Source organism: Lysinibacillus sp. BPa_S21 (assembly GCF_023337795.1).
In the GTDB taxonomy this organism is placed as follows: Bacteria; Bacillota; Bacilli; order Bacillales_A; family Planococcaceae; genus Lysinibacillus.
The window spans coordinates 399,793-419,061 of the sequence record NZ_JALIRS010000004.1 but is presented as its reverse complement, the minus strand read 5'-3'; the positions used below and the strand labels follow the sequence as shown (position 1 = coordinate 419,061).

General features: G+C 32.4%; 17 protein-coding genes and 1 pseudogene. 12 read left to right on the top strand and 6 right to left on the bottom strand.

Annotated features, from left to right (window positions below; genetic code table 11):
* The first annotated feature begins 4 nt into the window (after nucleotides 1-4).
* The 7 genes from MOK21_RS10440 (at nucleotide 5) to MOK21_RS10410 (ending at nucleotide 8,791) form a co-directional block, all read left to right on the top strand.
* A complete protein-coding gene (locus MOK21_RS10440) occupies nucleotides 5-3,043 on the top strand; it encodes a phage tail protein (protein ID WP_249073875.1) in 3,039 nt (1,012 codons plus the stop codon).
* A gap of 126 nt (nucleotides 3,044-3,169) precedes the next feature.
* Nucleotides 3,170-3,568, top strand: coding sequence for a hypothetical protein (locus tag MOK21_RS10435; RefSeq protein ID WP_249073874.1), 399 nt, complete (start codon nucleotides 3,170-3,172; stop codon nucleotides 3,566-3,568).
* Between the two features lie 76 nt (nucleotides 3,569-3,644).
* Nucleotides 3,645-4,073, top strand: coding sequence for a hypothetical protein (locus MOK21_RS10430; protein WP_249073873.1), 429 nt, complete (start codon nucleotides 3,645-3,647; stop codon nucleotides 4,071-4,073).
* A gap of 35 nt (nucleotides 4,074-4,108) precedes the next feature.
* Nucleotides 4,109-7,015: a peptidase G2 autoproteolytic cleavage domain-containing protein gene (locus MOK21_RS10425; RefSeq protein ID WP_249073872.1), complete on the top strand. Its 2,907-nt coding sequence runs from the start codon at nucleotides 4,109-4,111 to the stop codon at nucleotides 7,013-7,015.
* A gap of 240 nt (nucleotides 7,016-7,255) precedes the next feature.
* Nucleotides 7,256-7,669: a hypothetical protein gene (locus tag MOK21_RS10420; RefSeq protein WP_249073871.1), complete on the top strand. Its 414-nt coding sequence runs from the start codon at nucleotides 7,256-7,258 to the stop codon at nucleotides 7,667-7,669.
* Between the two features lie 17 nt (nucleotides 7,670-7,686).
* Nucleotides 7,687-7,971 carry a phage holin gene (locus tag MOK21_RS10415; RefSeq protein ID WP_249073870.1) on the top strand — a complete coding sequence of 95 codons (285 nt, stop codon included), beginning with the start codon at nucleotides 7,687-7,689 and terminating at the stop codon, nucleotides 7,969-7,971.
* A gap of 67 nt (nucleotides 7,972-8,038) precedes the next feature.
* The gene (locus MOK21_RS10410) at nucleotides 8,039-8,791 is read left to right on the top strand and encodes a peptidoglycan DD-metalloendopeptidase family protein (protein WP_249073869.1); all 753 of its coding nucleotides are present in this window, start codon (nucleotides 8,039-8,041) and stop codon (nucleotides 8,789-8,791) included.
* Between the two features lie 167 nt (nucleotides 8,792-8,958).
* On the opposite strand, the gene MOK21_RS10405 is transcribed toward MOK21_RS10410, so the two are convergent.
* The 3 genes from MOK21_RS10405 to MOK21_RS10395 all read right to left on the bottom strand — a co-directional run bounded on the left by MOK21_RS10405 (nucleotide 8,959) and on the right by MOK21_RS10395 (nucleotide 12,920).
* Nucleotides 8,959-11,244, bottom strand: coding sequence for an FtsK/SpoIIIE domain-containing protein (locus MOK21_RS10405; RefSeq protein ID WP_249073868.1), 2,286 nt, complete (start codon nucleotides 11,242-11,244; stop codon nucleotides 8,959-8,961).
* On the bottom strand, nucleotides 11,241-12,401 hold the full coding sequence (locus tag MOK21_RS10400) for a hypothetical protein (protein WP_249073867.1): 1,161 nt from the start codon (nucleotides 12,399-12,401) through the stop codon (nucleotides 11,241-11,243). Before MOK21_RS10400 ends, MOK21_RS10405 begins: the two co-directional genes overlap by 4 nt.
* A gap of 381 nt (nucleotides 12,402-12,782) precedes the next feature.
* Entirely contained in the window at nucleotides 12,783-12,920 is a 138-nt protein-coding gene (locus MOK21_RS10395; RefSeq protein WP_249073866.1) for a hypothetical protein, read from the bottom strand.
* Between the two features lie 80 nt (nucleotides 12,921-13,000).
* Between MOK21_RS10395 and MOK21_RS10390 the strand changes: the two genes are divergently transcribed.
* The 4 genes from MOK21_RS10390 (at nucleotide 13,001) to MOK21_RS10375 (ending at nucleotide 15,174) form a co-directional block, all read left to right on the top strand.
* Nucleotides 13,001-13,177 carry a hypothetical protein gene (locus MOK21_RS10390; protein WP_249073864.1) on the top strand — a complete coding sequence of 59 codons (177 nt, stop codon included), beginning with the start codon at nucleotides 13,001-13,003 and terminating at the stop codon, nucleotides 13,175-13,177.
* Nucleotides 13,178-13,570: 393 nt separating this feature from the next.
* Entirely contained in the window at nucleotides 13,571-13,783 is a 213-nt protein-coding gene (locus MOK21_RS10385; RefSeq protein ID WP_249073863.1) for a hypothetical protein, read from the top strand.
* Between the two features lie 256 nt (nucleotides 13,784-14,039).
* Nucleotides 14,040-14,876 carry a ParM/StbA family protein gene (locus MOK21_RS10380; RefSeq protein WP_249073862.1) on the top strand — a complete coding sequence of 279 codons (837 nt, stop codon included), beginning with the start codon at nucleotides 14,040-14,042 and terminating at the stop codon, nucleotides 14,874-14,876.
* The gene (locus tag MOK21_RS10375) at nucleotides 14,863-15,174 is read left to right on the top strand and encodes a hypothetical protein (RefSeq protein WP_249073860.1); all 312 of its coding nucleotides are present in this window, start codon (nucleotides 14,863-14,865) and stop codon (nucleotides 15,172-15,174) included. Before MOK21_RS10380 ends, MOK21_RS10375 begins: the two co-directional genes overlap by 14 nt.
* A 149-nt stretch (nucleotides 15,175-15,323) precedes the next feature.
* Here MOK21_RS10375 and yfkAB (MOK21_RS10370) read toward each other — a convergent pair whose 3' ends face one another.
* Nucleotides 15,324-16,427 (bottom strand): radical SAM/CxCxxxxC motif protein YfkAB, encoded by a 1,104-nt coding sequence (gene yfkAB, locus MOK21_RS10370; RefSeq protein WP_249073859.1) that lies wholly within the window; start codon nucleotides 16,425-16,427, stop codon nucleotides 15,324-15,326.
* Nucleotides 16,428-16,507: 80 nt separating this feature from the next.
* Nucleotides 16,508-18,028 carry a recombinase family protein gene (locus tag MOK21_RS10365; protein WP_249073857.1) on the bottom strand — a complete coding sequence of 507 codons (1,521 nt, stop codon included), beginning with the start codon at nucleotides 18,026-18,028 and terminating at the stop codon, nucleotides 16,508-16,510.
* Between the two features lie 73 nt (nucleotides 18,029-18,101).
* On the opposite strand from MOK21_RS10365, the pseudogene yfkAB (MOK21_RS10360) reads away from it, so the two are divergent.
* A pseudogene (gene yfkAB, locus MOK21_RS10360) lies at nucleotides 18,102-18,569 on the top strand (radical SAM/CxCxxxxC motif protein YfkAB); the annotation flags it as partial.
* Nucleotides 18,570-18,740: 171 nt separating this feature from the next.
* Here yfkAB (MOK21_RS10360) and MOK21_RS10355 read toward each other — a convergent pair.
* Nucleotides 18,741-19,079: a hypothetical protein gene (locus MOK21_RS10355; protein ID WP_249073856.1), complete on the bottom strand. Its 339-nt coding sequence runs from the start codon at nucleotides 19,077-19,079 to the stop codon at nucleotides 18,741-18,743.
* Nucleotides 19,080-19,269 lie beyond the last annotated feature (190 nt).

Below are 19,269 nucleotides of genomic sequence, written 5' to 3'. Positions count from 1 at the left end.
ATAGATGAACATTTTATCAGTATATATTGACGACATATTATCTAAAAAAGAAATTACTCCAAATATATACTTATGCAAACCAGATAGAAGTAGAATTCGTAAATTAAAAGATATTTATAATCTAAAATTGAATCTAAAACTTGGCGCAATAAATGAACTTTCTTTCACTACTCCATCTTTTATTGATAGAAATCATGAATTAATTAAGAATCCACTAATCTCAGATATTAAACTGTATTATTTAGTTGAATTTCAATTTAAAGGTACTACAGAATACTTTGTTGTAATGAGTCAAAATAAATCAATGTCAAATGATGAAGAAGTTATTTCTTACAACCTATTTAGTCTAGGATATCTTTTAAATAACAAATTAATTAAAATATATGAAGCTACATCATACACACTGAGTCAATTAGTCTTTGATTTTTTAGAAGAAACAGATTGGGGAATTGATCATATTGATGTAGATTTTGATGTAAATAATTCGAATGCATTAAAACGATCTTATGAGACAGATAATTCAACGGTGTTGCAATGTTTATTTGAAGTAGCTGAAAAGTTCAACGCAATTGTCTATTTTGATACTGTTTATCAAAAGGTCTCCTTCTATAATCCAGAAAAAATTGGACTAAATAGAGGTTGGAGATTGAAAAAAGGAAAGTACTTAGAGTCTTACAATGTAGATATTAATATCGATGAAATTGTAACTCGTATGTATTGTTACGGTAGTGAAGGTCTTGAATTTCGATCTCTCTCTCCTACTGGCTCAAATTATTTAGAAGATTTCAGTTGGTATATGTACCCTTTCAAATGTGATGATAACTACAAAGTTATTGAGCATTCAGAGTATATGACCGATGCTTTATGTATTGCTTTAATAAAATACAATAAGTTACTAAGTCAAAATGCAAGTAAATTTAAAGAGTTATCAACTTCGCTATCTACAAAAAAAGCTGAACTAACTACTCTAAATCAAGAATTAAGTGCTCTTGATACTGAGTTAACGATGCTTAATAATGAATTAGATGTTATTAATGCTACATATTTAGATAATGCGCCTTCCAAACAAGAATGGCAATCAGTTATTAGTAAAATTAACAGTAAAAAATCTCAAATTACATCTAAAACAAATCAAATTACCACCAAAGAAAAAGAAATTAAAAACACAGAAAGTTCTATTTCAGCCCTACATGATTTGTTAAACGTGGAAAATAATTTTAAAAAAGAAGAAATTCTTGAGTTAAATAAATACATAATACAAAGAGATTTTACTGATGACACAATTGTTGAAGAGCAAGATTTATTAGATGCTTCAATAAAACATTTTAAAACCATTAATGAACCTGCTATCACAATGTCATTTAGTATTGCAAATTTCTTAAATGATATGGAGTACGTAGCTGATAGAGACAAGATTAATCTAGGAGATACTGTTAAATTAATTTCTGAGACATTAGATGTTAGTATTTCATCTAAAATTATCGAGATTAGCTTTGATTTTGACAACAATGACATTTCATTAGTGATAGCGAATGATAAAGATTTACAAGATGATGATTCTAAGCTAACTAACATGATTTATTCGTCACACAATACTTCCACTACTGTCAATATGAATAAATACAAACTTGATTTAGCTGTAAATGCAAATAATTTGGTTACTCATATGATTAACAGTGAATTTGATACTGCTAAGAATGTATTAGTTGGCGGTACTGAAAATTCTAATACTATGAATGAACGTGGATTTTATAGTAATGATTTGAAAGATGACAATACTTATTTAGTAATCAATAATGGCATTTTAGCCATAACAAAAAATTCGGGTAATTCAGTTGAAGTAGCAATTTCTAAAAATGGGGTTCATGCTGAAAAATTAGCGGGAAAATTAATTCTCGGAAATAAGTTAGTAATTCAAGGTGACTTGGGTTTATTTGAAATAAATGGTGCTACACAGACTATCTATGATGCTAATGGTGTTAAAAAAGTTGAGATTGGTAGATATAAAGATCCTAACAATACCTCACAATATAAATACGGTGTCAACGTGATAGACGGAGCTATTGATATTCGAACTTCAAGTAATGCAAACCGAGGTACACAATTAGATGGAAATGGTTTTAGAGCATTTAATTCTAACGGTGTGCGTACTTTTAATGTTAATGCTGCTACTGGTCAAGTTGAAATTATCGGTGATTTAACTATAAAGTCCTCCCCTTCTTCTTATCGAGGAGTGGTTATTACATCTAGTGGGATAACTGGCTACAATGCATCAGGTGGAATTACATTCGAATTAAATGCTAATTCAGGCAAAATGACATCTCAAGAAAGTTTCTTAATTCAAACATCTACTTCACCGAATCGTGGGGTTAAAATTGATGACTATGGTATACGTGGATTTAACACGAGTGGCACTAAAACATTTGAAATTGATGTATATGGGAACGCAACTTTTAGTGGTAATATTACAGCCTCAAGTATTTATGGTACTACAATAAGTGGTGGTTCTATTTCAGGAACAACTATATCAGGAAATACTATAACTGGGAATACAATTAATGGTGGATCAATTAACGGTACGACAATTACAGGAAGTACTATTAATGGTAATGAAATATATGGTGGAACGATAAGTGGTACAACTATAACAGGTAATACAATTAATGGAGGCACTATTAACGGTACTACTATAAACGGTACTACAATTACTTCTGCTGATATTAATATATCGGAGGAGGCTACAATTGGTAACTGGTTAAACTTAGGTACTAGATGGAATGACCCCTATCCAAAAGGAATAAGATTTGGTGGTGGAGCAGGCGGGAGTCAAATTTCATTTAAAAACGATATGATAAATATTTCAGCAATGTCTGGAGTTAATATACCAGAAGGTTCATTATATATTGGTAATGAAACAGCAGTTACATCAAATTATACCGATATGCGCCTAGTTTGGAATGGTGCTCAAGGTGGAGAAAAAGGTGGTCGTTTATACGTCCGTAGTTACAGAGGAGAAATTGGATATATAGAATTGAAAGCTTAATGAGATTATTAGTTAGCCTACCACAGTTATAACAAAATAGTAAAATATTTTCAGTAAATCTTTTACTTTATTTACAAAACAGTATACAATATAAGTAAGTTAATGTATTAGAAAGGACGATTTACTATGAAAAAAATTTTAGTAGCAGGAGCGTTATCATTGGGATTACTGTTTATAGGTTTAGTTGATGCTAATGCTAAATATCCAGAAATGAAACCTACTCCTTATTTAACTTATGACAAGCAAGAGGACTATGCTGACATACTAAAAGGAAAAGGTTACACTAAAGATAATTGGGTTATGGTAATGGAAAAAGACCCTTGGATTATGTTGAAGGGTTATTCTGGAGTACGAGAAGTAAAAGGATTTACAAATGGTGAGAAGATTTTCCGCAAACGTCATATGTGGAAAGATAACGAACACCCAATTAAATTCGAAGATGGTAAACGCTACTTATTTGTATATGATGTTGATGATAGAACTGATAAAGGTATACTTGAAATTATTGAAATTCCAGAGAAATAACATAACACAGTAACTATGGACTACTCAATTTAGAGTAGTCCTTTTTTTTGTATTTAATTTTAAGGGGAATCTATTGATGAAAATAAAAAACAAACATATTTTAAATACGCATAAAATGCTTTTTGATTTAAAGCTAAAAGGTACAATATCGAGATTACGTTCAAGATTTAATCGACTATTACAAGAACATTATATTACTATTATTGACCCTGAAGAAAAGGAACTGCAACAACAGTATGCTATTAGAGATGAACATGGAAAGATCATTATTAAAGAAAATGGTAATTTTGATGTTGCTAAAGAATATTTAAATGATATGGATATATTATTGAATGAAGAAATGCATATTGATTTAAATGAAGCAAATAAAGAAATGTTGTTAACTGTCGCTTCCCTATTTCTAGATGAGGAATTGATAACTGTATCAGGAGAATTGGCAGAAACACACGATTACATATGCGAAAAATTTGAAAAAGTAATTCAACATTACGAATCACAAAATTAAAAAATACATAATTACATAAAGGAAGGAGTTTATAGATGTCATTTAGAAATGAATACATATTAAACGTAGATGTAAAACGCAGAATGACAAATCAAGTTCCAACATTCAAACAAGGTGATTCTGCAACATTGAAGTTCCGTATATTTGATAATGGTAAAGAATTTGACTTAACAGACTTTACAAGAGCTGAAATGACATTTAGATTGCCGTCTGGTCAAACAATTGTTGGTGAGCCGTATCTAGATGCAGAAACAAGTATGATAGTTTATAAATTTGTTGGCGTGGAAATGTCCGAAGTTGGAAAATTAGAGTCAATTCTCTCTATTTATTCTGGTACTTCTATGGTATCTATACAACCTTTTTCAGTTTGGATATTTGACCACTTGAAAGATAAAGATTTAAGTTATATCGGCATTCTTCAAGACTTAATTGCCGAAGTGGAGTTTCTTCATAAAGATGTAAAAAATACTCTAGAAGAAGCTGCTCAAGTAAAAGATGATTTAACTGAATTACTTAAAGAGTCAGATGAAGCTGAAACAATAAGAAATACAAACGAGCAACAAAGAATTGCAAATGAAGACGTTCGTAAGTCAAATGAGTTAGATAGAAAAGATGCTGAAGAAAAGCGTAAATATAACGAGACTACACGGATTCAAAATGAGCAAGTACGTAATACCAACGAACAAGTTCGTCAAAAAAGTTTAGATGACATGAATACTATCATTAATCAATATAAGTTCACTGGTACATATAAGACGAACGTTACATATAAAAAATTTAACCAAGTAGAATTTGAAGGTAGTTCCTATATTGCATTGGTTGACAATACAAATACTCCAGTATCTGATATAAATACATGGAGAATATTTGCTCAAAAAGGTTTAAAAGGTGATAAAGGTGATACTGGTGCAGCATTAAGCATCATTGGTAAGTTAACTAGTGAATCACAACTCCCCTCTACTGGTCAAGCAGGCAATGCTTACACTGTCAATGGTGAATTATACGTTTGGTCAGAAGTGACAGGTGAATGGGAGAATGTTGGTAACATTAAAGGTGAAAAAGGCGACACTGGCGATTCAGGAGAAGATGGTAAATCAGCATATGAAGTTGCAGTTGATAATGGGTTTGTTGGTACATCTGAAGAATGGTTAAAGTCACTAAAAGGTGAAAAAGGCGATGCTCCAGATTTAACAGAAATCAATGAAAAAGTTGATGGTGTCGAAAAGGAAGTTACTGAACATTTGGCACAAGATGTACTATCTGAAGATGGAGCACATGGTATTCGCTATTTTAAGGATGAGCTTGCAGTTGAAGATGAGGACGGGAATTGGCATAAGGTCAGTACAGGAGATTTATATCAAAAGGACATAAAGAGAGTAGATACTGCGAATGCTATAGGTTACAAAGTAGAGGCAATTACTGAGAATTCTACTGCGATAGGAAATGAGGCTTTAGCTATGTTCTCATTTACTACTGTCGTCACGTCTCAAAATAACTCCACAAAGACAATCGTCGTCAGTGATGCCAGTTTTATAACAGACTCAGTAAATGTAAGGTTATGGTCAAATTCCGGACAGAATGGGCAAATGTCTAAAGAATTTAAAGTTAGTAGAGTAAACGGGAACTCAGTAACTTTAGATACTACAGAAGAACTTCCTGGTTCCATAAAGTATGCGATGGTAAAGCAGGATAATATAGATACTACAGTAGCTATAGGAAGGTTAGCGACAGCTACGGGCTCAGCTTCAACATCTTTAGGTTATAGGACACTTTCTACAGGGTTTGCTTCTACTGCCATAGGTCATAATACTGAGTCGACATCTCTCTCTTCATTCGCCAGTGGTCAGAGAACTAGAGCTACGCGAGACATGGCACATGCAGAAGGTTCGCAAACAACTGCTTCTGGCGAAGCGTCTCATGCGGAAGGTAAATCTTCCACAGCTTCTGGCGAAGCATCACACGCAGAAGGTAACTTTACGGAAGCTACAGCCGGATACAGTCATGCAGAGGGTACCTCTACAAAGGCTACTCGGCAAGCATCACACGCAGAGGGAGGATATACACAAGCGAACGGGGTGTACTCTCACGCAGAGGGATTATATACTAAAGCTAATGGCGAAGCATCACACGCTGGTGGCAACACCACTCTTGCGGAGGCTAACTACTCTACTTCTATCGGAAACGGCACGCAAGCTAACTCGGTTGGCGGACTAGCCACAGGTAGGTACAATGCTAGAATGTCAGGAGACTCTACTACACCATCCGCTAACGATACGGCTTTCGTAATAGGTAACGGAACAAGTGCGAGTGCGCTAAGTAACGCATTTCGTGTAACTTATCAAGGAGCTGCTTATGGATTGTCAGCGTTCAATTCATCTGGTGCTGACTATGCTGAGTATTTCGAGTGGTTAGATGGTAATCCTCGTAATCAAGACAGGGTAGGTTTCGTAGTGACGCTCGATAAAGGCAAGATTCGAAAAGCTACGGCTAAGGACGATTACATTCTAGGAATCATTTCGTCTAATCCTTCCGTAATCGGTAACTCGTACCAAGACTCGTGGAATGGAATGTATATAACTGACGAGTGGGGACGTACACAGTACTACTGGGTAGATGTAGATTATACTGACTATGTAAAAGTCGAGCAGGAAGACGGCACAGTTACGGAAGTTCCTACGATTAAGACTCGAAAGGAATATCAAGCGATTATCAACCCGAACTGGAACCCTGACCTAGAGTATGTACCGCGTGAAAAGCGTGCCGAGTGGGATGCTGTAGGTATCACTGGTCAATTATTGGTACGAGATGATGGCACGCTTTTCCCTAATAACTTTGCTAAAGTAGGTTTCTTAGATGGTGAATTGACATTATCAGACGAACCTACAAATATGCGTGTTATGGAGCGTGTATCTAAAAATATTGTACGTGTGTTTATTAAATAATCGTTCCATATTGTTCAGTAGCTATACATAAGTAGGTTTATCAAATCTCTAATAAAAGACACATATTATTTAAAATTAAGTGTATATTAATACAAAAATTATGAATAAACAATGTATAAATTAATATTTATTGCAACATTATACATAAAAATTAAAAGTGAATCAGGAAATTTAGTTTAGAGTAGGTGTGAGTTAATTCTCCCCTACTCTTTTATTATTTTGATAAAGTCGGTGATTAAATTGAGTAATGATAAGCTTGGCGAAAGATTGGCAAGCGTGGAAACAGAATTAAGAAATCAAGACAACAGGCTTTCTAATATGGAAAAAGACAAAGAATTACTTTATCGATTAACAGTTGTATCTGAACAGCAGCAAGAAATGAATAAAAATCAACAAATACAATTAAACAAAATGGATGAAACGTTCAATAACATCAATATAAATTTAACTAAATTAAATATATCCCAAGATGAATTACAGAGTAATGTCAAAAGTATCGGGAAACGTGTCGATGGCATTGAAGAAGATTTAAAAGTTGAATCTGACAAAGGATCAATTAAATTTAATGAAATTCTATCTAAATACCTTATGTGGTGGATTATGATTCCAACAGTAATTATCGGGGCATGGATACTTTTTAAATTAGGATTATAAGAAAGGAAATGATATTTATGAAAATCAATTGGAGTGTACGTTTAAAAAATCCTCAATTCTGGATTGCTATTGGTATTGTATTTTTTGCCAATTTATTTGCAATGTCTGGAATAACATTTGAAGAAGTAACAAGTTGGGGTAAATTAGGTAGTTTAATTTTTGATGCGTTAAAGAATCCTTACACATTTATTAACTTAGGAGCATTTGTTTATGTAGCTGTTATTGATTTTACTACTAAAGGTATTGGAGACAGTGATTTAGTAATGAGTCGATTACAAGCCAAAAGCAGTCCTAAGAAATAGATCTTTCATAGGACTGGTATTATTTTGCATGACGTATTACTTATTAAAAAAGAAAGGATGAATAATCATGGGTATTTTTAATTGTCCAGTAGTAAATGCAAGATTAACAAGTAAATTTGGATGGAGAGATATTGGTAGAGGTAAAGAGTGGCATCAAGGAGTAGATTTAGCTTCTCCAACAGCGGGGTTAAAGGTTCCTGTATATGCAAGTGCGGGCGGCGAAGTAGTATGGGCTGCTCCATTAAGTTCTTACGGTAATTCAGTTCGAATTATACATATTGTTAACGGTAAAACTTATGAAACGAACTATGCTCATTTAGATAAAATTACTGTCAAAAAAGGACAACGAGTAAAACAAGGAGAACAAATTGGTATCATGGGCAATACTGGCGGCAGCTTTGGAGTTCATTTACATTTCGAAATTCATAATGGTCGATATGCTCCTTCTCAACCTAACGCGATTGATCCTATGAAATGGATTGAACTAATTACATGTAAACCATTATCAAATAATAGTATATCTACTAGCCCTACTAAGCCGTCAACTAATAATAAAATAGGATATAAGATTGATAGCAATGCTAAAGCATTTAGAATACATACTGATGCATTTAAATCTAAATCAGCTGCTCAGAAAGCTCAAAAAGATTTTGTAACTAAAGGTTATTTAAAATACGCTGAAGTATTCGGAAATGATAAGGACGGCTATCGTCTGCAAAGTGGTAAATATCTATCACAAAAAGATGCTGAAGCAGCAGGTAAGAAAATGCTAGATATAAAGGTTATTGGTTATGCTTCCATTATCGGTAGCAAATCTTAGTAACATTGCATTACATAGTTATTTTTACATATGTTAGACCAGTATAGAGTTTACACTTAAATCATATACATATTATAAAATATCAAATTAACATCATTTTATAAATCCCTATACAGTGATAAGTTTCTGATAGGGATTTATAAAATACTCTAGCTCATACACCATTCTCAGCTTTTCCACTTTAACCTTTCCTCTTCACTTATAATTAACTTATATCCTGACTGTTTAGTCTTTGGAGGCTCCAACCACCCCTCTTCTACTAAATCTCTCATTAAATCATTCAACTTATTTATATTAATTTTCATTAGACTACGTAAAGGCGATACTCTTGTTTCACCTGTGTTAGCAATCACTCGCTTCAACTTATTCAAATCACTTTCCTCTTTTGATTCATCTACTTCTGGCAGTTCCACTATTACTTTTTCATGCTTAATTTGATTTACTATTTTATTTATTAGTTTACCTTCCAAGTCCTCATCATTTGGATCATCCACAATTAAAGCACCTTGAAACCTTATGTGTTCATCAGATTGACCTTCAAAATCCATCACCCCATCACCATTTCCTAATAATTCGAATTTGGGTGAAGTATTTAAGAACGTTAGATAACTACGCTTATTTGCACACCGAAATCCAATTTTACTAGGTAAATTAGATTTTATTGTTCCACTAATCACATCAATACTAGGTCTTTGGGTTGCTATTATTAGATGAATACCACAAGCTCTAGAAAGTTGAGTTAACGATTGGATATAAGAGTGAACATCATTATTTCTGCTAGTTAATTCCGCATACTCATCAATAATACACAAAATATATGGGAGTTTATTTTTAGATGTCTTGTTGTACAGGCGAATATTTTTAACTCTTGCATTCTTAAATAATTCATATCGTCTATTCATTTCAGCAATTAATTGACTCAATAGTTTAACAGCTTCATTCGCTTCTGTAATAACAGATTGAACATGATTAAATGAAGAAAATTGAACTAATTCTACTTGTTTAATATCTATCATAAATAGTTGTAATTCAGAAGGATTCTTATAAATTAGCAATGTTAAAATTAACTGATTGAGCCACACGCTCTTTCCTGAACCAGTACTACCCGCAACTAGTAGATGCTTGATTTTACTCATGCAGCTATAAATAGGATTACCTATATCGTCTACACCTACTAGGAAAGGCAACGGATGATTGTCTGCGAATTCTTTAAACTCTTCATTATCAATGTAATTTGCTAAGAACACCTTTTGTCTTTTTTCTAAAGGAAGTATTACCTCAATTTCCCCTACGTTTATCCCCTGTTTAATTTGTAAGTGCTTAACTCCCATTTTTATTTGAATATCACTTATTACATTAGGTTTATTTATTTCGGAAAACTTTAATTGCTTAGACATTTTAAATGTTATCTTCATTGATGTTGTGCCTGATTGGTACTTAACCACTTCCATATTTCCTCTAAATGGTTTCAACTCTCTTAATGTAGATAAAAATTTATCAGCTAAATCATTACCATCAAATTGTTTAATGTCATTTCCTTTAGGTAATAATTTAATTAAATTGTTTGATTCAGACTTGTTTTCATCTATGCTCTTTTCTAAAAGGTTTACATTTTCATTAACTTGTGTCTTATCTTCTAAAACAATAAATTGTAGTAATTCTGACTCTGACAATGTATGATTTTTAGATTGATAATCTAATACCCTATTATTAACTATTTCTGATCCATACTTAAAGTCGATTCTATAGTCAACTAACCATTCATTTGTATAGGAATATTTATTTATTTCATTTTCAATCTTCGATAATGAATACTCTCTTTCTAGCTTACTCCCTCCAATTAGAGCCAATTTAATATTAAATCTAAATCCATTTTCGTTTAATTTTTGTTCAACTTCTTTGATTTCAGAATGTTTTTGTTCCCATTTCAATAATTCATCTATTTTTTCAGTGATACTTCTTTGTATTTTTCTAAATATTCCATTATCAGAAGGTTTCTGAACTCCGTTTAAATAATCGTTATATTGCTCTACAATTTTATCTCTCCATTTATCTTGTCTGTATACAAGGAGTAACTGGTATTTAAAATTAATGTGCGAAGGAATAATTGAATTAATTATTTCTAAGAAAGTTGTAGGAGTGTTCATTTCAATAGGAAACATTGAAGGTTTAGACATGTGCAATTGTGCAAATGTAGTATTTTCTGAGTCCGAGTTTAAATGCTGCGCTGAGTTATTTCTAATTGTTGTTAATTTACAGTCATAATTAGGTTGAGAAAAGAAAGTGTAATTCTCACTATTCGCTATCCTAAATGCTTCAATCCCAAATACTCCATCGATAAATGAGTTCGATAGTATTTCTTTTATGGTACTTCTCGTCAATGAGTCAATGTTGTAGTCACTATATTTTTCATTTGAAGTAACACTTGGATTTATTAATCTCTTTAAACTCATTTAGACTTCACACCTTTCAATACCTTTCTATTGTTTAATTTAAACTTTTTCTTAATCATAGTGATAGGTCTAACCACGTTGAATGCACCATTCCACATTGAAGTAACGTCTTCACCTCTGTCAATATAACGAGATAAGAAGTTTGGAGGAGTATTCATTCTCCATAAACCGCCAATAACAATTCCTAGTTGAATCATAACGTCCCAAGAATTATTAGAAAGCTTAGTTCCAAATAATAACGTTCCAATTAGCAGTAAGAATATAGCATAGACAACTTGAACAGTAGCACATTTTTTAATGTGATCTCTCCACATAATGAACCAATGTTCTTGTGATGCAAATACCCAACTTGCTAATGCCAATGGTGTCATAACACCTAAAGCTAGTAAATCGAACCATCTTCTAAAATTCTGTAAAAGTATAGGAATCATCATGGTAATTAACGCAATGTCAAATCCAATAAATCCGAATACTTGAAGTAAAGATATATCATTTATTGATAATTGACTCATACCTTTTTCCATTTGAAATTTACCGAAATCTATAATTATATCTGTAAGTTTGTTTAGTCCTTTAAACATGTAATAAAATGCACTAGGAGCTATTGCAGAACCTAACACAACTAATGGTATTCTTTTACTTATACGCTTTAAATCTGTGGGCTTTCTATTTTCAATTAATTCACTAGACATCAACTTCAAACCTTCAAACATGGATAATAATATGGAAGTGGCTATAGATAGTCCTGTGAATGTGAGGATGTTACTTTTAAACCAATCAGTATTGAATAAAATTGAAGGTGTATGTAGGGTCACTTTAGTTAATGTTTCATATACCCAAAACATTACGTCAGTCGATAGTTCAGCTATATTCTGTTTTATGTTTTTAAACCAATCAAAAATTTTATAGATAGTGTCGATTATCGAACTTACTTTTGTTTGCGTTTCTTTTGGTATTGGATTTAATTTGTCATACCAAGCAGCAGAGACTTTTATTTGTGCTGTAGTTAAAATTGAGAAAGGCACAGCAAGCGTTAAAAGAACATATTTAAGCCATGGACGTTTTTGAATATTAAAGCTGTTAAAGTCGTCAGTATCAATATGATTACTGGTGCTAATAATACTTGACCGAAGCCTTTTATTACATTTACTGACCACTCGCTTGCTTTCCTCTCGTTTCCTATCATTCGATACACTCCTGCTCCCATTAAAAACAGAATCGCCAATGCAACTGAAACTGTCCCGAAAGCTAAAATCAGTTGCTTCAGAATATCTATAATTTCTGGAGGTAATAATTCTATTCCTTGAGATTTTTCCAATAGTGGGAATCCTGTCATTTCTTGAGCATGAGCTATCTTTACTGGTGCAAGTATTGGAATTATTAATAAGGATAATTTCTTTAGCTTTGCATAAAATCTTTGCTGAATTTTCTTTGGTTGCATTGTCACCTCCTTTGTTAATTCCTCTATAAAAGTTAAAGTTTGATCTGCCTTATTCCTTTTCGCCTCTCTGCCGTTAAATGACATATGACGAACACCATTATTGTAATGGTAATTTACTATTAGATTTGTCATTCTTTTTTCCTCCTCCGTGATACCAACTCAGAATTGATGACATGCCTACAAATCCACCTAATGCAATTCCAACTTGACCTAATAAGATAACAATTCCACTCACAATATTCCTCCTCTTAAAATGTATTAAATAAATTTAAATGGACAGATTGATATTACAAAGCCGAAAAGGAGCAATGCTAAATGGGTATATTTTTTAATGATTGGTTACATCGTCCACAACCTGATTGGAAAGTAAATTTAGATAGTTGCGACCTTAGATTATTTCGTGAATTAAAAATGGAAAGAAAAGAAGTTGAAGAAATTTTAGAAATTCTTGATGAGTATGGAGTATTTGAAAAAGTTGAATATGAAGAGTGATTTATATTAGGGATTTGTATAACAATGTATCGAATTTTTCTTCTTATTATCGAAATAGATGTGTTGATTTCAACGATAATTAAGCCTTTTTCTTAGCGATAATTTGATTATTTGATAATTAGCTTCGTCTGTTTACTGCCATATTATCTAAAATAAATTGAAAATATACCTTAACTTTTAAAAACAGTTTTGATGTTTTACTAATACCTACCGTTTATCTCATTGTGTCAATTGCAATGGGATTTTGAATTGTTTTAAATTATTTTGAACTTAATCGTAATTTATGTAGGCATGATAAAAATAATTACAAATAATTAAAAAGAATTTTAAATAATTCAAACATATCCACTTCAAGTCTGACATAAATAATAAATATGGAGGGAGTGATATGTCTTGGCTATAATTAGATCAGAACAAGAAGCTGAAAGAATAATAGAAGAACTATTGAAAAAAGGTAGTGGAAAGTACATCACTCAGAGTGTTTTGTTTAAAAAAGACAGTCCACAACATTTGGAACTGTTAAAGAATGTGTTAATGAGAACTACTTCATTTGGTGATTACGCAAGAAGAGCTTTAATTAATTATATTGATACTGAAAATAAATAAAGAAAAATCCATCTGCGTTCCATCTATAGGAGTGGCGTTTGATGGTTTTTTCTTGTCTAAATTCCCTTTTTTTAATTACTTTTAATAAAATCCCCATTTTATTTAATTTTAATGACTTTAAAACCCACTGTTTATAAGGGTTTCGTAAATCAAAATAATTTAAAATAAGTCAAATAAGTTTAAAATTTTACTCATTTTTATAAATCTTAGTCATAAGCTACATTAACATCAACAAATTGAGAGAAAGGGGATTTTATTGAATAATACTATCGTAGGCGTGATCGCTATCGATGACGGAGGTAATTCAACTTGTGTAGTTACTAAGGATATTAAAGAAAGCTTCCCTAGTGTAAAAGGTTACTATGGTAAAAGAAATTTAACTGAAATAAGACATAAACATGATTTCATAGTTGATTACAAAGGACAGAAATATGTTGCAGGAATGTTAGCTAAGTATGATTGCACCATGCCATTACAAATGCATACTGAAACAAAACAACATGACTTTTATGACTTGTCCGTATTAATTGCGATTCATCAGTATGGTTATCCTGCAAATAACATTGTGGTTTCTGTTCCAATAAAGAGTTATTCATTAGAAGAAAGAGATGGTCGATTACAAAGGTTAAAAGGATCTCATACAATTTCTATAAATGGTGTAAGTAAAACCTTCTCGATTAATGATGTAAAAGTTGCACCTGAAACTGCTTCAGCATTTTTCATTAATGAACCTAATGGAAAGACACGATACATTGATTTTGGATCAAGGACTATCGGGGCTGCGACAACTATAAAAGAAGGTGATGTAATTAGATTTATAGATACTGAAAGTGACACTTTCTTTGGTAAAGGTTTAGAAGCATTAGATGGAAGCTATAGCCCCAAAGGATTGGCAGATTATGTATGTGGAATGTTATCTAAAATGTGGGGAAAGCATGACAAAGTAGAACTTCTAGGTGGAGGAGCGTTAGATGTTCAATTAGTTACTCATGTTAAAGAATTCTTTCCAAATGCAAAAGTAATGGATAATCCTAAGATGTCTAATGCTATTGGGATGTATAATTCAGGGAGGTTGGCATATGGGATATCTTAGGTCTGAAGAAGAAGTTGAGGCAATGATTGAAGAAATGAAGAGAAAGTCTAAAGGAAAATACATTACTCAAGGAGTTACTTTTAGCAAGGATAGTGAACGTCAAATGGAGTTGTTGAAATACGCACTCATGTATTCAACCTCTTTTAGTGGATTGGGAAAAGAATTAATTGCAGATAAATTTGAAAGTGAATTATCGAAGAATAAAATAAAAAGTAATAACTCACAACCATCCAACATAACTAATGATAGTCATACTGAAGTAGTTGAAAAGAAAGATACAGGTAATTTCCTTTTATAGAGTTTGAAAATGTCTTATTTGTTTTTAAATATTTATGATTGGTTAGTACTGAGATTTAAAATATTTTTAAATAAAGAAATCATGCAATATCTTTAAGAATTAAATAAATAATTTTAAAGGTAATACATGATTTCTTCTAATGTTAATAGTTATTTTACAGAACCACTAATGAATGTTTTATCTTGGTAGTACATATTTTTAACAATGATGTTAGAACCTAAACATTTAACTACAGGACAGTGACAATTGATACTATTTGAAATGTTAGTATTTAACCATTTATCATAAATATTAATCAATGACTCTTCTTTAATATTACCTAAAGCTGCTCCATCATCAGTGAAGTCAGATACCGAAATATCGCCTGTAAAAATGTTTAAATTCATTCTTGATCGACCATCAACGTCATTTCTGATAGTTGTATTAGATGCTTTATTGATTCTTTCTAGTAATGCTAAATCACGCTTATCTGAACTACAAGCGTAGAATGGCAATGTACCGAATAGTACCCAAATATCTTCATTTCTAAAGTCTAGTATCTTATTGACTGTATCTCTATATTCATCTAATCCTATAGTTTCTAAATTTTCAGCGTAGTCACTAGCGTACATAGGATGAATTTCGTGCCTTTTGCATAGCATTTCATTGGCTACTTCGTTATGGATTTTCTCAAGATAAGGAACTGTATTGCGATTCAACATAGTCTCTGCTGATACAAACATTCCACCTTTTGAAAGTTCTCTAGCGTTATCTAGAATATTTCTGTAAAGTTCTCCTCTTTTTTGAACAGACGGCTTTCGCTCCATCATAGCAAAGCCTGTTTCGACGAATTCCTCTTCATTACACCAGTTATGTGATATATGCATAACATCCAAATATGGAGCTACCAATTCATAATGATCCATAGGTAATGTTAAATTTGAATTGATTTGAGTTTTAATATTTCTGCTTTTAGCATATTTTAGAAGTGGTAATAAATTATCCCTAATCCCCTTCTTAGTAAGTAATGGCTCCCCACCAGTAAAACTCATTGTGCGTAAAGTTTCAACTTCATCTAAATGTCTTAAAATATCATCTATCGGAAGTGAATTTGCTTCTTTTGTCGTTAGTGCATAACCAACAGCACAATGAGCGCACCTCATGTTACATAAATTAGTAGTGGTGAATTCAATGTTTGATAGTGTAAGTTTGCCGTATTTTTCAATATCATGGTAACTCTCCCATGTGTCATACGGTTTAAATATAGTATTCATTATAAAAACTCCTTTTCTGCTATACAATTTTCGCACAGTTAAAGGAGTTTTTAAAGTGTATAATATTTAAAATTAGATAACTAAACTTTGAAATTTACAATAAGATGTGGATGCTTACGCTCTAAATGATTCCCCCTACCTTGTTTGTAATAGGCAACATGACTTATTATTTCACGTAAATCAGCGTTTAACTTTTTAACATCGGTTTCATCAGAAGACAGCACTTCTATTACTTTCTCTCTAAAGTTGTTTAATTTGTTTATTTCTGAAGATGAATCTTTGCTTTCTAATTCCTTTTTTTCGTATTCTAGTTTTAATTTATTTTCTTTTATTTCTTTTATTAATTGTTGTGCTTCATCACTCTCATAAATACCATTTTTATAACCGTCCTGTACTCTCTTCCTTTCAACCTCTAATTTATTTAACCTTTTATTTATTAATTCTATTTGTTCGTTTATCCCCTCAAACATGTCACTATTCGCATTTTTTAGATTTTCAATTCGTTCTGAAAGATCGTCTACATATTCACCTAACATATTCATAACATACTCCTCAACGTATTCCACAGGTGAACCGTAATTATCGCAACGTAAAGAATGGTTATTTTTTATTTCAGCCTTTCTTTTTGCACTTAAAGATGCGTAACAATTTAAAAAATATAAGGATTTGCCGCCTATTCGTGTCGATGACTTAAAGGAATGAGAAAATGATAAAGTTGTACCACATTTTGCACACTTTACAAGTTTTGAAAGAAGATAAGTACCTCTTCTTGAATCCTGTGGAACAACTCTTTTCTCAGCTAATATAATTTGAGCTTTTTCAAATGTTTCTTTGTCTATAATGGCAGGGTGAGCATTTTCAACAACAATTGGTTCATAATTATTTAACTCATAACGCAATGTACCAATGTATGCTTCATTTGAAAGGATTAGAGAGGTTGCTCTAACTGTGAAGGGTTTATTATATAGAGTTTTAAATCCTAACAAATTTAATCGGTCAGCTATCTCTGTTTGAGTCATTCTTTTATTTACATACATGTCAAATATTAATTCAATGGCTTTAGATTTTTCTGAGTCAATAATTAATCTTTTAGGCTTTGAATTTGGTTTAATATACCCTAATGGAGCAATTCCGAAATATACTCCATCATTTAATGCTTTAATCCTACCCCTCATTAACTTACGCTTGGTTATTCGCATGAAGTGAGCATCCATTTCTCCTTGAATACCTGACATGAAATTATCTTCATCGTTAAAGAAATTGTATGTTTTGGATAGAGTGAATAGGAATAAAGAGTGATTAATACAGAAGCGCTTAAATAAACCCATGTCAGTTGAGTCTCGACTTATCCTGTCTTGCTCAGTTACTAATACGCCATCGTAAATTCCACTTTCTAATGCTTTCAACATTCTTTGGAATTCATATCTATTCCAATCTTCTGAACTACCCTCTTCTTTAAAAATATCTGTATTAACATCGTATTCCATGTTATTGTTATTAGCATAATCAACCAATAGTTCTAATTGTCTTTCTATTTCCATCGCATCGTCTTCTTTTAGTCTGGATTTTCGTACATACATTACTACTCGCTTTTTATCCACAGTTATAACACTCCTATATAAGTTAGATAAACATTATTATATCAACATCTAGCGTCACTAGCAAGATTCTTCACATCCGATGTACCCTTCAGATTTTGCAAGTTCCCTTACTTCGTTATCACTTGACGAAACTCGTGATGCGATTCATCAACTACTTGATGTTAGGGATAAAAATACATGGATGTTATTTGGTACGTTACCCTTCTATCCATGTAGTATGAATGAAGAAGATCAACATCTACTAAAACGATTAAGAGAAGAAAAAAACGTGACAATGCGTAATGATCCAGATGGTCGCTCTCGCTTAAACGTCAATATCTTTACAGGTGATGTCATTGTGACCGACTTTGGCGACACACCTGCACTTGGCAATATTATAAACGATGAATTACCAGCAATCTTTGATAAATGGATGGCTACAGATTTAGCAAAATCACTAAACTGTCATTGTCCAGCGGTAAAATGCTTAGGTCCTAACGTTCTTGTTAAAAATATGTATTATAAAGATACACAGTTTGTTAGTGGCTCTGCTAGAGTGTAACGTGAAAATGTCCAATGCAAATGTATGCATTGGACATTTTTATAGGAGTTATAATTTTTTGTGCCTTAACAAAAAGTGTTTTATTAAATCTTGCTGATGGTGCTTTCCTTGCCACCATCAATATAAGACAAAGTGATACTTTATACGGATTTACCCCTATGACTTAAAGCCTTATTTCTGAGGTGGTAAAGTTAAACTTTTTATTCTTTCAATTTCTTCTCTCGATAATCCTAATAAATCCATAATTTCTTCAATCGGTTCATGACGTTTTAATAATTTTTTTACTAATTCTATTTGCTCTTGTTTACGCCCTTGTTCTAATCCCTGTTCCAGTCCTTCTTTCACTCCTTCTGCTTTCCCTTGTTCTCTTCCCTTATTGATCCCATCAATGTAGCGAGCTTCTTCATCTAGGATATACTTTAAGCGAGACTGATAAGCAAGAATTGTTTCAGGGGATTGACTAATTTCTTCCCATGTATTAAATGCTGCTCGTAAATTTTCATCTTTCATCGCTAACTCCTCCAATTCTCGATAGATCTCTGCATAAACTTTCTTTTTGCGACCGTCGACCATACCAAGCAATAACAGCCATCGATATCAATTATGCCTCGGCATAATTGCGTCTGGAATCGGCTTTGTGCTTAGGCCTGCGTGATGCAGGTCAGTTAGCCGTTATCGCATGGATGCGATGATCTTAGGC